At 62.5% G+C, this 12,466-nt stretch carries 13 protein-coding genes; 12 read left to right on the forward strand and 1 reads right to left on the reverse strand.

Translation table 11 applies throughout. From position 1 onward, the window contains the following. Positions 1–161: 161 nt before the first annotated feature. Entirely contained in the window at positions 162–1,106 is a 945-nt protein-coding gene (locus PBDP_RS10525; protein WP_116831981.1) for a SphA family protein, read from the reverse strand. Between the two features lie 206 nt (positions 1,107–1,312). Here PBDP_RS10525 and PBDP_RS10530 point away from each other — a divergent pair, with 206 nt between their 5' ends. The 12 genes from PBDP_RS10530 (at position 1,313) to imuA (ending at position 12,464) form a co-directional block, all read left to right on the forward strand. Continuing rightward, a complete protein-coding gene (locus PBDP_RS10530) occupies positions 1,313–2,350 on the forward strand; it encodes an AraC family transcriptional regulator (RefSeq protein WP_109751767.1) in 1,038 nt (345 codons plus the stop codon). 93 nt (positions 2,351–2,443) lie between these two features. Continuing rightward, on the forward strand, positions 2,444–3,415 hold the full coding sequence (locus PBDP_RS10535; protein WP_109751768.1) for a Gfo/Idh/MocA family protein: 972 nt from the start codon (positions 2,444–2,446) through the stop codon (positions 3,413–3,415). 105 nt (positions 3,416–3,520) lie between these two features. After that, on the forward strand, positions 3,521–4,273 hold the full coding sequence (locus tag PBDP_RS10540; RefSeq protein ID WP_109751846.1) for a GntR family transcriptional regulator: 753 nt from the start codon (positions 3,521–3,523) through the stop codon (positions 4,271–4,273). Continuing rightward, complete coding sequence (locus tag PBDP_RS10545; protein ID WP_212802205.1) at positions 4,270–6,000, forward strand: fumarate reductase/succinate dehydrogenase flavoprotein subunit; 1,731 nt, start codon at positions 4,270–4,272, stop codon at positions 5,998–6,000. Before PBDP_RS10540 ends, PBDP_RS10545 begins: the two co-directional genes overlap by 4 nt. A gap of 24 nt (positions 6,001–6,024) precedes the next feature. After that, positions 6,025–6,270 (forward strand): 4Fe-4S dicluster domain-containing protein, encoded by a 246-nt coding sequence (locus PBDP_RS10550; protein WP_003180418.1) that lies wholly within the window; start codon positions 6,025–6,027, stop codon positions 6,268–6,270. A 236-nt stretch (positions 6,271–6,506) separates the two neighbouring features. Beyond that, a complete protein-coding gene (locus PBDP_RS10555) occupies positions 6,507–7,913 on the forward strand; it encodes an ABC transporter substrate-binding protein (RefSeq protein WP_212802206.1) in 1,407 nt (468 codons plus the stop codon). 142 nt (positions 7,914–8,055) lie between these two features. After that, complete coding sequence (locus PBDP_RS10560) at positions 8,056–8,838, forward strand: ABC transporter permease (RefSeq protein WP_109751771.1); 783 nt, start codon at positions 8,056–8,058, stop codon at positions 8,836–8,838. Beyond that, entirely contained in the window at positions 8,838–9,686 is an 849-nt protein-coding gene (locus tag PBDP_RS10565; RefSeq protein ID WP_109751772.1) for an ABC transporter ATP-binding protein, read from the forward strand. Before PBDP_RS10560 ends, PBDP_RS10565 begins: the two co-directional genes overlap by 1 nt. Further along, the gene (locus tag PBDP_RS10570; protein ID WP_212802207.1) at positions 9,683–10,645 is read left to right on the forward strand and encodes a HEAT repeat domain-containing protein; all 963 of its coding nucleotides are present in this window, start codon (positions 9,683–9,685) and stop codon (positions 10,643–10,645) included. Before PBDP_RS10565 ends, PBDP_RS10570 begins: the two co-directional genes overlap by 4 nt. Then, positions 10,642–10,914: a DUF971 domain-containing protein gene (locus PBDP_RS10575; protein ID WP_163854477.1), complete on the forward strand. Its 273-nt coding sequence runs from the start codon at positions 10,642–10,644 to the stop codon at positions 10,912–10,914. Before PBDP_RS10570 ends, PBDP_RS10575 begins: the two co-directional genes overlap by 4 nt. A 309-nt stretch (positions 10,915–11,223) precedes the next feature. Then, on the forward strand, positions 11,224–11,841 hold the full coding sequence (gene lexA, locus PBDP_RS10580) for a transcriptional repressor LexA (protein WP_018606049.1): 618 nt from the start codon (positions 11,224–11,226) through the stop codon (positions 11,839–11,841). Continuing rightward, a complete protein-coding gene (gene imuA, locus PBDP_RS10585; protein ID WP_109751776.1) occupies positions 11,841–12,464 on the forward strand; it encodes a translesion DNA synthesis-associated protein ImuA in 624 nt (207 codons plus the stop codon). The genes lexA and imuA overlap by 1 nt, the downstream gene beginning before the upstream one ends. Positions 12,465–12,466: the final 2 nt, after the last annotated feature.

Raw genomic sequence — 12,466 nt, forward strand, 5'->3', positions numbered from 1 at the left:
TCGTGTCAGGCACAAAACCTGTGGCGAGGGGACTTATCTGTGGGAGCAAGGCTTGCCCGCGATGAAGAACACACGGTCTATCTGGAACCGAGTCGCTTGCTTCGCGGGCAAGCCTTGCTCCCACAGATAAGTCCCCTCTCCAGAAGTGCTGTGAAACGCTATTAGAACGCAAACGGAATACTGATCTTGGCCCAGAGCATCTCCCCTTCGGGGCGGTTTTCCACATCGAATTCCTTGGCCCAGCGAATTTCGGCGCTGGCGTATTTGAGGAAGGTGAAATGCAGCGCCGGGCCGATGGCGAACACCTGGCCGCGCACACCATCATCCACGTCCTGCCCGGCGAATTGCACCGTGCGACCGTATTGTTTGTCGTCGGTGGTCTGTTTGAGGTAGTAGCCGTTGAGCCCCAGCCGCAGGTTGTCGGTCAGGCGGTAACTGGCGGAATAGTCGAAGTGAAAGATCTGCCCTGAACGGTAGTCGGTGTCCTTGTTCTCACGGTTGAAGCTGTAGGTGGTTTTCATCGACAGCTCGGTGTTTTCCGTGGGCAGCCAGGTGAAGGAAAACAGCGGCTTGTAGGTGTAGAAATTGGTGCTGGTGTTGGCCAGGCGATCCTTGCTGTATTCGCCGGTCGGCACGGTGATTTCCACCGCCGCGGCCAGGGTCAGGTTCTTGCCCATGTCCCACAGCACGATTGGCGAAATGGTGGTATCGCCCATGCCCTCGCGGGTATCGCTCAGGCCGAACACCGCGACTTCCTGCTTGATCCAGGGTTGGGCGATGTAGATCCCCACGCGTCCACCGGCCACTCGCAATGGGCTGAGGTAATCGATACGCGGGACCACCGCCGTGGATTCTATTTCGACATTTGGCACTTCGCCGCCCAACGAGCTGATGTTGAATTTCCGGGCCTTGTAGTGGTTGTAGTAGAGGTTGAACGCGACCATGTTGTCCGGAAGGCTGTCGACTTCCAAGGGCAACACAAAAAAACCGTCGGTACCGGGGCCGATGTTATCGACTCCGGTTTCGGTAGCCCACGCGGGCAGGGCACAAACGCCGGCCAGTCCGAGGGTCAATTGCAAGGCGAATGTCGTGCGGATCGGGTTCATGTGGGGGCTCATTATTATTGTTGGAGATACACCGAAGGTCCGAGCCATAGAAATAAGCCGTTCGCCGCCGACAGGGCAGGGTATTGGCGGCCAGACAGGGGACTTGGGCGGCCAGATTTTTGTGCTCCTCGATTCGCTTGGGCATGCTAACTTTATGAAATAACCGGTTACAAAAACGCCGCCTAACGTGCTCCGGAACCCGCCCCATGCAGATGAAAGTCATCGACCCCACCTATGAGTTGGCGCTGGTATCGCCGTTCCTGCTGCAAACCCTGGCCGAGGTGGTGGCTGACAAGGGCTTCGATGCCGCCAGCCTGTGTCGCGGCCTGGGGTTCGGTCTTGACGATCTGCAAGATCCCGCCCAGCGTATTTCCTATCGTCAGGCGGTGGTCATGATCCAACGGGCGCTCAGACTGTTGCCCGACCAGGGCCTGGGATTATGGGTGGGCGACCGTAACGTGCTCGGCACCCTCGGCCTGTTGGGCCACGTCTTGTCGCTGTGCGAAACCCTGCGCGATGCCTTTGCCCTGGGGGTTCGTTACCAGCACACCACCGGTGGCATCGCGGTGACCAGTGTCGAAGAAGCCACTGACCGGATCATGGTCGAGGCGACCTGCCGCCTGCCTTTCGCCGAGATCCAGGTATTTGCCGTGGAGGAGTTCTTCGCCAGCCTGATGGTCTATGGGCGGGCGCTGGCGGGGGCCGATTTCAAGCCTCAGGCCGTGGAGTTCATGCACGCCGCGCCGTCCTATGCCCAGCAATACCAGCGGATACTGGGGCCGGATGTGCGCTTCGGTTGCCGGCACAATCGCATGCTGATCGATGTGCGCTGGCTGGATATGCGCCTGCCCAATCACCACCCGTTGGCCTTGCGCCAGGCCTTGGCCTTGCTGGAGCAGGAGGCCACCGAGGTCCACCAGAAGATCGACCTGATCCAGGCTGTGGAACGGGCGATTGCCCGGGACCTGACCCGTGGCAGCCACATCGAGAAAATCGCTGGCGACCTCAACATGAGCAGCCGCACCCTGCGTCGGCGCCTGACCGAACACGGCCTGACCTTCGAGGCCTTGCTCGAACAGGTGCGCCGCGGTCGGACCCTGAGCCTGCTGGCCAACCCCGGGCTGTCCATCGAGCGCATCACCGAAGAAGTCGGCTACAGCGATGTGCGCAGTTTTCGCCGGGCGTTCCGGCGTTGGACCGGTATGAGCCCCAGTGCGTTTCGCAATGAGGGGCAAACGTTGTAGCCACGACATTCAGGCTGGGCCTGATTAAACTCCTGTCTTTTTTGAGGGGGCTTCATTGCGGAGCCAGATGGCCTTGATTCCATGAGTCAAACGATGAGAACGGTACGCTGGGGCATGATCGGTTGTGGCAGCGTGACGGAGCGCAAGAGTGGGCCGGCCTTCTACAAGGCACCCGGCTCAGCGTTGGTAGCGGTGATGGGGCGACGTTCGGAGGCAGTGTCCGATTATGCTGAACGCCACGGTATCGCCAGGTTCTACACTGACGCGCAGGCACTGATCGATGATCCTGAAGTCGATGCGGTTTACATTGCGACGCCGCCCGACAGTCATTTCAGCTATAGCATGCTGGTGGCGGCCGCCGGCAAGCATTGCTGCGTTGAGAAACCCATGTCCCTCAATGCCACGCAGAGCCGGGAAATGCAGCGAGTATTCGACGCCGCGGGGGTGCATTTGTTTGTGTCCTACTACCGGCGCTCACTGCCGCGTTTTCGCAAGGTGCGGCAATGGATCGAACAAGGATGCATCGGTGACATTCGGCATTTGACCTGGACGCTCACCAAGCCCGCCTCATCGGCGGATATCAGCGGAGCGATCAATTGGCGTACCGATCCGACGATTGCAGGCGGAGGTTATTTCACTGATCTGGCCTGCCATGGCCTTGACCTGTTCCAGTTCTTGTTGGGGGACATTGTCGAGGTAACGGGTTTCGCCGCTCGCCAGGGCGGTTTGTATCAGGCAGAAGATGCGGTCGTGGCCCATTGGCGATTCGCCTGCGGGGCCACAGGCATGGGCTGTTGGAATTTCGTCGCTGACCGACGTGAGGACCGTGTGGAAGTGATCGGCAGTCAAGGGCGAATCAACTTCTCGGTGTTCAATGATGAGCCACTGCAACTGTGTACGGACACATCCATCAGTCTCGACATCCCTCATCATCCTGAGCATATCCAATGGCACCATGTACTCGGTATGAATGCCCATATCCGTGGTGAGTCGCAGCATCCGGCCATTGCCGAACAGGCATTGAAGACCGACTGGGTGATGGATCGCATTCTCCAGCGCTGCTGAAGCGAGCCCTCGTGGGCATAACCTAATGCTCAAAGAGTATTTCCCAAGCATTGGACGGGTTTTCTAAGATCACGTCATAACTCGTTATGACAAGTGATGAAGGCCATGTCCGACAACGTTCTTCCCCTCAGCAGCGTGCCGCTGCACACGCAACTACGAGACGTGCTGCGTGCGCGCATCCTCGATGGCCAATACCCCCAAGGCAGCCAGATGCCCTCGGAAAGCGAGCTCGGTGCGCTGTTCCGTGTCAGTCGTATCACCGTGCGCCAAGCGCTGGGTGACCTGCAAAAGGAAGGGCTGATTTTCAAGATCCACGGCAAAGGGACGTTCGTGGCCAAGCCCAAGACCTTCCAGAATGTCAGCACCCTCCAGGGCCTGGCCGAGTCCATGACCGGGCGCGGTTTCGAGGTGATCAACCGCCTGCTCAGTTTCAAGTTCATCGCGGCCGACAAACTGGTGGCCGAGCGCCTGAAATTGACTGAAGGGGAAGAGGTGGTGCAGATCAAACGGGTGCGCTTGATCAATCGCGAGCCGGTTTCCCTGGAGATCACCTACCTGCCCAAGGCCCTCGGCGAGCGCCTGGAAAAGGCCGATCTGGTCACCCGCGACATTTTCCTGATCCTGGAAAACGACTGTGCCCTGACCTTGGGCCATGCGGACCTGGCCATCGATGCGGTACTGGCCGACAGCGACCTGACCCAGGCCCTGGAGGTCGAGCCGGGTTCGCCGATCATGCGCATCGAGCGCCTGACCCATGATGCCAGCGGCCAGCCACTGGACTTCGAACACCTCTATTACCGTGGCGATGCTTTCCAGTACCGCTTGCGGATCGACCGGCAAAAAGGAACGCAGGCATGACTCGGAGCACCCTCGAACAGGAATACGACATCGTCGTCATCGGCGGTGGCACCGCCGGCCCCATGGCGGCGATCAAGGCCAAGGAGCGCAACCGTGATTTGCGCGTGCTGCTGGTGGACAAGGCCAACGTCAAGCGCAGCGGCGCCATCAGCATGGGCATGGACGGCTTGAACAACGCCATCATCCCCGGCCATTCCACCCCCGAGCAGTACACCAAGGAAATCACCATCGCCAATGACGGCATCGTCAACCAGGCGGCGGTGTACGCCTACGCGACCCACAGCTTTGAAACCATCGAGCAACTGGACCGCTGGGGCGTGAAGTTCGAGAAGGATGAAACCGGCGACTATGCGGTGAAAAAGGTCCATCACATGGGCGCCTACGTGCTGCCAATGCCGGAAGGGCATGACATCAAGAAAGTCCTGTATCGCCAGTTGAAACGGGCGCGGGTGAGTATCACCAATCGGCTGGTCTGTACCCGTTTGCTGACCGACGAAGCAGGCGCGGTGAACGGTGTGATGGGCTTCGATTGCCGTACCGCCGATTTTCATGTGATCAAGGCCAAGGCGGTCATCCTCTGCTGCGGTGCGGCGGGACGCCTGGGGTTGCCGGCCTCCGGCTACCTGATGGGCACCTATGAGAACCCCACCAATGCCGGGGACGGCTATGCCATGGCCTACCACGCCGGTGCCGAACTGGCGAACCTGGAATGCTTCCAGATCAACCCGCTGATCAAGGATTACAACGGCCCGGCGTGCGCCTATGTCACCGGTCCCCTGGGCGGCTATACCGCCAACAACAAGGGCGAGCGCTTTATCGAGTGCGACTACTGGAGCGGGCAGATGATGTGGGAGTTCCACCAGGAACTCGAAAGTGGCAATGGTCCGGTGTTCCTCAAGCTCGATCACCTGGCCGAGGAAACCATCCAGAACATCGAGGACATTCTGCACAGTAACGAACGACCCAGTCGTGGTCAGTTCCATGCCAACCGCGGTACTGACTACCGCACGCAGATGGTGGAGATGCACATCTCCGAAATCGGTTTTTGCAGCGGTCACTCGGCCTCGGGCGTGTGGGTCAACGAGCGGGCCGAAACCTCGGTCAAGGGCCTGTACTCGGCCGGTGACATGGCCGCCGTGCCCCACAACTACATGCTCGGTGCGTTCACCTATGGCTGGTTTGCCGGGCACAACGCCGCGGACTTCGTGGCCGGGAAGGATTTTTCGGCGCTGGACGCCGGGCAGATCGAGCGGGAGAGGGCTCGTGTCTACGCGCCCCTGGACCGCGAGCACGGCCTGCCGCCGGCCCAGGTGGAATACAAGCTGCGCCGCTTCGTCAACGATTACCTGCAACCGCCGAAGGTCACCAAGAAAATGCAGATCGGCCTGCAACGCTTCAGCGATATCCAGCGCGACCTGGACCAGATCAAGGCCCACAACCCTCATGAATTGATGCGCGCCATGGAGGTCAGCGTCATCCGCGACTGCGCCGAAATGGCCGCTCGCGCCTCGCTGTTTCGCGCCGAAAGCCGTTGGGGCCTGTACCACTATCGGGTCGATCATCCGCAACGCAACGACAGCGACTGGTTCTGCCATTGCCACTTGAAGAAGGGCGAAGACGGCGCGATGACCTCATTCAAGAAAGCCGTCGAGCCTTACATCATCGCCCTCGATGCCGACGAACTGCAGGCCTACGACCGGCTGCGGGTCGGCGCTGACGCGGCGTGAACCTTACACCCAGAGAGACCGCCCATGGCTTATCAACCCCAGGAAATCTTTTTCCGCTCCAATGCCCCCGTCACCGTGGACGAGGACAAATGCATCGCCCACAAGGGCTGCACCGTTTGCGTCGATGTCTGCCCCATGGACCTGCTGGCGATCAACCCGGCGACCCAGAAGGCCTACATGGCGTTCGACGAATGCTGGTATTGCATGCCCTGTGAAAAGGACTGCCCGACGGGGGCGGTGAAAGTCGAGATTCCGTACTTGCTGCGTTGATTGACAGGACGCCCTCGCGAGCAAGCTCGCTCCCACAGGGATTTGTGGTGTGCGCAGGATCTATGGACACCCGAGAACCCTTGTGGGAGCGAGCCTGCTCGCGATGAGGCCCGCTCAAACACCACAAAAGCCATCCGGCCACCCCCGGACGCAGATTCAGAACACCCCTCGTTTCCCACCGCGCCCTGATCGCGGCGGAGACGAACATCCAATAAATGATTCGAGGGGACACACCCATGTTATTGCGTGCAGCACTCGCCGGTCTGGTACTGGCTTCATTGACCTTGCCTGCCCAGGCAGAAACCATCCGTATCGCCATCGGCACCCAGGACACCACCATCAACTGCGCCGCCGGCGGGTTGCTGATTCGGGAGCTGGGCCTGTTGGATAAATACTTGCCCCACGACGGCGCCTACAAGGACGCCCAGTACGACATCCAGTGGAAAAACTTCACCAGCGGCGCGCCGCTGACCAACGAGATGGTCGCCGGTAAGCTCGACTTCGGCGCCATGGCCGATTTCCCCGGGGCGTTCAACGGCGTGGCGTTCGAAACCGCCGGCAAGCACAGCCTGTTCATCAGCGTGCTGTCGGGCAGCACCCGGGGCAGTGGCAACGGCATCGTGGTGCCGAGTGCATCGGGCGTGCAGTCGTTGGCTGAGCTCAAGGGCAAGACCATTTCCGTGCCGTTCGCCTCCACCGCCCACGGCATGTTGCTGCGTGCCGTCGCGGCCCAGGGTTGGGACCCGCTCAAGGACGTCAATATCATCGCCCAGCCGCCGGAGGTGGCCGGCTCCGCATTGCAAGCCGGCAAGATCGACGCTCACGCCGACTTCGTGCCGTTCGCCGAACTGTTCCCCAGCCGCGGTTTCGCCCGCAAGATCTACGACGGTGCCCAGGCCGGTGCGCCGACGTTCCACGGTGCGCTGGTGGATCAGGCCTACGCAAAGAAATACCCGGAAATCGTCGTCGCTTACCTGCGCGCGAGCATCGAGGCCAATCAGTTGCTGGCCGCCGAGCCTGAGAAGTACAGCGAGTTGATCGCCAAGGTCACCGGCGTGGATGCCGAGGTCAATTACCTGTTCCACGGACCGTTGGGCGTACAGACCCGCGACCTGACCTGGAAACCGGAGTACCGCCAAGCGGTCGGCACCGCTATCGATACCCTCAAGCTGCTGAAGAAAGCCGATCGTGGCCTGGACCTCAATACCTTCATCGATGACCAGTACATCCGCGCCGCGTTCAAGGCGTCGAACCTGGACTACACCGCGCAACTGGCTAACTACGCCCAGACACCGCTGAACACGACCGATGCCCTGACCGGCAAAGCCATCAGCGATTTCAGTCGCGTGGCCGAGATCTGGGTACGCGGCGAGCCGAAAGTGCGCCATTACGTCTCGGCCCAATCGGCCTTCGCCGCGCTGGCGAGCCTCAAGCAGGAGGGCAAGGGCATCCGCGCCGTCTATGCCCAGGCCAGCGACAGCGGGATCAAGCTGCTGGCCGAACAGGCGTGGTTCGCCAGTGACGCCAAGGGCCAGCTCAGCGCGTTCCTGCTCAAGGGCCAGGCCCAGCAGTTCGCCACGGCCCAGGGTGGCAAGGTCTTGGACTTCAGCGAGGCCACCATCCAGGCGGTTGCTGCCCGCTGACCTGACTCGAGTGAAAGCAAAACCTGTGGGAGCGAGCCTGCTCGCGATGGCGTCAGATCAGTTGAAGTTGATGTGATTGACACACCGCTATCGCGAGCAGGCTCGCTCCCACAAGGGATCTCCATAACTGAGGAAGATATCAGTGTATCCATCACCCAAACGCTGGCTCCCGCGAGCCGCTTCCCTGTTGCTCTGCCTGCTGTTCTGGCAACTCGCCGCGAACGGCCACTGGGACCTCGGCCTGGTGACCTTCGCCAACGTCCCGACCCCATTGGCGGTGGTCCAGGCGGCGCTGGGTCTGGGGGACTCCGGCAATCTCCCCCGGCACCTGGGCAGTAGCCTGGGACGGGTCTTTGCCGGTTACGGCGCGGCGTTGTTGATCGGCGTGGCCCTGGGCCTGGCCATCGGCCGTTCGAAATGGGCCGAAGACCTGTTGCTGCCGCCGCTGGAAGTGCTGCGGCCGATCCCGGCGGTGGCCTGGATTCCCCTGGCGATCCTGATGTTTCCTTCGTCGGAGCTATCGATGGTGTTCATCACCTTCACCGGCGCGCTGTTCCCGATCCTGCTCAACACCGTGCACGGCGTCGAAGGAGTGGACCGGCGGCTGATCGCGTCGGCGAAAAGCCTGGGAGCCGGGCGCCGGGCGATCCTGTTGGAGGTGATCCTGCCGGGCGCCGCGCCGAGCATCATCACAGGCCTGGCCATCGGCATGGGCACGTCCTGGTTCTGCCTGGTGACGGCGGAAATGATCGCCGGCCAGTACGGCATCGGCTACTACACCTGGGCTTCCTACACCGTGCAGAACTACGCCGACATCGTCGTCGGCATGTTGCTGATCGGTGTGTTGGGCATGGGCAGCAGCTTGTTGATCAAGCGCCTGGGCGGGCTGTTCACGCCTTGGCACCGACCACGAGGAAAAGCCTGATGAGCGTGATGCAAACCCCAGAAGGACGGATCGATATCCGTCAGTTGTCCATTGTCCTGGGCCAGGGCGCCCAGGCCTTCGAAGCGGTCCAAGGGCTCGATTGCCAGATCGAGGCGGGCCAGTTCGTCTGTGTCCTCGGGCCGTCCGGTTGCGGCAAATCCACCTTGCTTGGGGCCTTGGCCGGGCATCTGCAACCGCGCACCGGCAGCTTGAATGTCGACGGCTTGAGCGTTTGTGGCCCGTCGCCCCAACGCGGCATGGTGTTCCAGCAACACACGCTGTTTCCCTGGCGCACCGTGCGTGACAACGTCGCCTTCGGCCTGAAGATGCGCGGCCTGGGCAAGGCCGAACGGCACCGGGCCGCCGATGAAATCCTTGCCCTGGTGGGCCTGGAAGGTTTCGCCGGGCATTGGCCGGACCAACTCTCCGGGGGCATGCAGCAACGAGTGGAGATCGCCCGGGTGCTGGTCAATCGTCCACGGCTGCTGCTGATGGACGAACCCTTCGGCGCGCTGGATGCCTTGACCCGGTTGAACATGCAGGAGCTGCTGCTGGACATCTGGACGCGCATCCGCACCACCGTGGTGTTCGTCACCCATGACATCGACGAAGCGCTGTTCCTGGCCGACCGCTTGCTGGTGATGAGCCCGCGTCCCGGTCGGATCATCGAGGATCTGCGCCTGGACTTTCCACGCCCACGCACGACCGCACTGGTGACCCGCCCTGAATTCTCCCGCTTGAAGCGCCACTGCCTCGATCTGCTGCGCCATGAAGACGGCCGGCAGTTGCCGCGCCTCAACCCACTCGGGCTTCCCCCTGAAACCTCCTTGCCGCGATTTGCCCTATGACCTCTCTATTCGAAGACACTGATAACGACGACATCCTCGCCCTGCAACCGCGCCTGACCGACGAGGACCCTGGCGTGCGCCGCATCGCCCTGATCGAGCTGGCCGACCTTGAGGAACCTGAAGGCCTGCTGTGGCTGGTGGATCGCCTGGCCGAGGACCCCAGTGCCGAGGTGCGCGCCGAGGCCGCACGATTGCTCGAAGCCTGGGAAGACGCACCGGTGGTCGCGGCCTTGTGCGTGGCCCTGACCGATCCGTCGCTGAGCGTGCAGGCCGCTGCCGCCCAGAGCCTGAGCCTGCTCAAGAGTGAGGCGGCAGGAAGGGTGATCCTGCCCTGGACGGCCCATGCGGATGCCGGTGTGCGCGTCGCGGCGTTCCGGGCCTTGCGCGAGTTACGCCTGCTCGACGCGGCACCGGCTGCAATCATCGCCCTGGCTGACGGCGATGCCAGCGTGCGGCGCGAGGCGGTCGGCGTGCTGGGTTGGCTCAAGCACCTCGACGCCTTGCCGGCCCTGGCCCGGTTGGCCAGTGATGATCCAGACACCGAGGTGCGCCGCGCCGCCACTGGCGCCCTTGGCCTGGCTTCGGACGCACAGGTCTTGCCGGCGCTGCGCCAGGCGCTGCGGGATCCGGCCTGGGCGGTGCGCGAAGAAGCCGCCACCACCCTGGGCAAGGTCGGTCACGCCGATGCCGGCCCGGCCCTGGTCGAGGCGCTGGCCGATGATTATTGGCAAGTGCGTTTGCGGGCGACCCGCAGCCTGGGGCGTTTGCGCTATGTTCCGGCGTTGGCGGCCTTGATCGAGACCCTGGGCCATCGGATCAGCAATTTGCGCAAGGAGGCGGCCCTGGCCTTGGGCGAATTGAACGATCACGGTGCCATCCCGGCGTTGCAGGCAGCGCGGGACGATGGCGACCCGGAAGTGCGCAAGGCTGTGCGCATTGCCCTGGGGCAGTTGCAATGAGTCCGCTGGCGATTGGTAATTCCCAGGGCACAGGGCAACTGAGGCTTGACTGGCCCGATGGGCGTGAACAGCGTCTGGATCATGCTCAGTTACGCCGGCAGTGTCCTTGTTCTCAGTGCCGGGCGTTTCGTTTGCAGGGGCTGACGGTTCAGGTTGATACGCGGGTTCGGGTGGTTGAGGTCAATGCCCAGGGGTATGGGGTGCAATTGGTGTTCAGTGATGGGCATGAGCGGGGGATTTTTCCCTGGGCTTATCTGGCGGGGTTGTAGCCCTCTCCACAGATCTCTTGTGGGAGCGGGCTTGCTCGCGAAGGCGGCCTGACAGCCGACCTGTCTCTCCGGTCATACCCCGATCCAACTGTGGGAGCGAGCCTGCTCGCGATGGCGGTGGGTCAGCTTGCATGGATGTCGAATGGGCTGATGCTTTCGCGAGCAGGCTCGCTCCCACAGGGTCATGCCGTTCACTTGAGGAAAAGTGTTGATACCTGTGGCCAGAGATTGCTCCCGCTGGGCTGCGCAGCGGCCCCGAGCGGTGAACTGACTGGCGGCGCTTGTCAGAAAAATCCTTAAAGAGTACAAATGTACTCCATGACGACTCTCACCCCCCGCCGTACCGCCATCCTGACCTTCATCCGCGAGCGCATCGCCGATCAGGGTCAGCCTCCCAGCCTCGCTGAAATCAGCGAGGCGTTCGGTTTTGCTTCCCGTAGCGTGGCGCGCAAGCATGTGCTGGCGTTGACCGAGGCCGGTTTCATCGAGGTCAATCCGCACCAGGCTCGAGGCATTCGCTTGCTGAACCAGCCGCCACGGCCCGAGTTGCTCGACGTACCGGTGCTGGGGCGAGTGGCTGCCGGGCTGCCGATCGGCGCCGACGCCGAGGTTCACAGCCGCCTGATGCTGGACCCGGCGATTTTCACCAAGGCGCCGGATTACCTGCTGCGGGTCCAGGGCGACTCGATGATCGAAGACGGCATTCTTGACGGTGACCTGGTAGGCGTGCAGCGCACGCCCCAGGCCTCTAACGGGCAGATCGTCGTGGCGCGCCTGGACGGTGAAGTCACTATCAAGCGGTTCGAGCGCATCGGCGAGCGAGTGCGTTTGCTGCCGCGCAACCCGGCCTACCAGCCGATCATCGTCGAGGCCGATCAGGACCTGGCGATAGAGGGGGTGTTCTGCGGCTTGGTGAGGCAAGGTTGATGGGCGCGGTCGTTGCGCTGGACACGCTGTTCAACGGCGGCCAGGTCTGGAAGGGCCGGCCTGCGCCGCCGGCCGCCAGCCCGCAACCTACTGGCCATGCTGCTCTGGACGCGGCATTGCCCAGTGGCGGCTGGCCGGAAGCGGCGTTGACGGAGCTGCTCATCGCCGCCCCAGGCGTGGGCGAGTTGCAACTGGTGTGGCCGACCCTGGCGCGGCTGTCGGTGGCGGGGGAGCGGATTGTGCTGGTGGCGCCACCGTTCGTGCCCTATCCCCAGGCCTGGCAGAGCGCCGGTATCGACCTGCGCCAAATGTCGGTGATCCAGGCTGATGAACGCGAGGCCCTGTGGGCTACCGAACAATGCCTGCGTTCGGGCAGTTGTGGCGCGGTGCTGTGCTGGCCTCGCCAGGCGGACGACCGGGCCTTGCGCCGCTTGCAAGTGGCAGCGGAAACCGGTCAGACCCTGGCGTTTGCCTGGCGCTCGATCCAGGAAGCCATCAACCCGTCGCCGGCGGCCTTGCGCATCGCCATCGATACCCGGCCAGCGCAATTGCGCGTGCTCAAGTGCCGGGGCGGGCTGGCCCGTTCGGCACCGATCGCTTTTTCCCCACAGACAGGGCATTGAGG

The sequence above is a fragment of the Pseudomonas sp. St290 genome (genome assembly GCF_018325805.1).
Taxonomy (GTDB): Bacteria; Pseudomonadota; Gammaproteobacteria; order Pseudomonadales; family Pseudomonadaceae; genus Aquipseudomonas; species Aquipseudomonas bijieensis.

Excerpts from the sequence above, each read along its gene's own strand:
- PBDP_RS10540 (WP_109751846.1), top strand. The coding sequence starts at position 3,521 with ATGTCCGACAACGTTCTTCCCCTCAGCAGCGTGCCGCTGCACACGCAA.
- PBDP_RS10565 (WP_109751772.1), top strand. The coding sequence starts at position 8,838 with ATGAGCGTGATGCAAACCCCAGAAGGACGGATCGATATCCGTCAGTTG.
- imuA (WP_109751776.1), top strand. The coding sequence starts at position 11,841 with ATGGGCGCGGTCGTTGCGCTGGACACGCTGTTCAACGGCGGCCAGGTC.
- PBDP_RS10525 (WP_116831981.1), bottom strand. The coding sequence starts at position 1,106 with ATGAACCCGATCCGCACGACATTCGCCTTGCAATTGACCCTCGGACTG.
- PBDP_RS10555 (WP_212802206.1), top strand. The coding sequence starts at position 6,507 with ATGTTATTGCGTGCAGCACTCGCCGGTCTGGTACTGGCTTCATTGACC.
- PBDP_RS10575 (WP_163854477.1), top strand. The coding sequence starts at position 10,642 with ATGAGTCCGCTGGCGATTGGTAATTCCCAGGGCACAGGGCAACTGAGG.
- PBDP_RS10545 (WP_212802205.1), top strand. The coding sequence starts at position 4,270 with ATGACTCGGAGCACCCTCGAACAGGAATACGACATCGTCGTCATCGGC.
- PBDP_RS10550 (WP_003180418.1), top strand. The coding sequence starts at position 6,025 with ATGGCTTATCAACCCCAGGAAATCTTTTTCCGCTCCAATGCCCCCGTC.
- lexA (WP_018606049.1), top strand. The coding sequence starts at position 11,224 with ATGTACTCCATGACGACTCTCACCCCCCGCCGTACCGCCATCCTGACC.
- PBDP_RS10535 (WP_109751768.1), top strand. The coding sequence starts at position 2,444 with ATGAGAACGGTACGCTGGGGCATGATCGGTTGTGGCAGCGTGACGGAG.
- PBDP_RS10530 (WP_109751767.1), top strand. The coding sequence starts at position 1,313 with ATGCAGATGAAAGTCATCGACCCCACCTATGAGTTGGCGCTGGTATCG.
- PBDP_RS10570 (WP_212802207.1), top strand. The coding sequence starts at position 9,683 with ATGACCTCTCTATTCGAAGACACTGATAACGACGACATCCTCGCCCTG.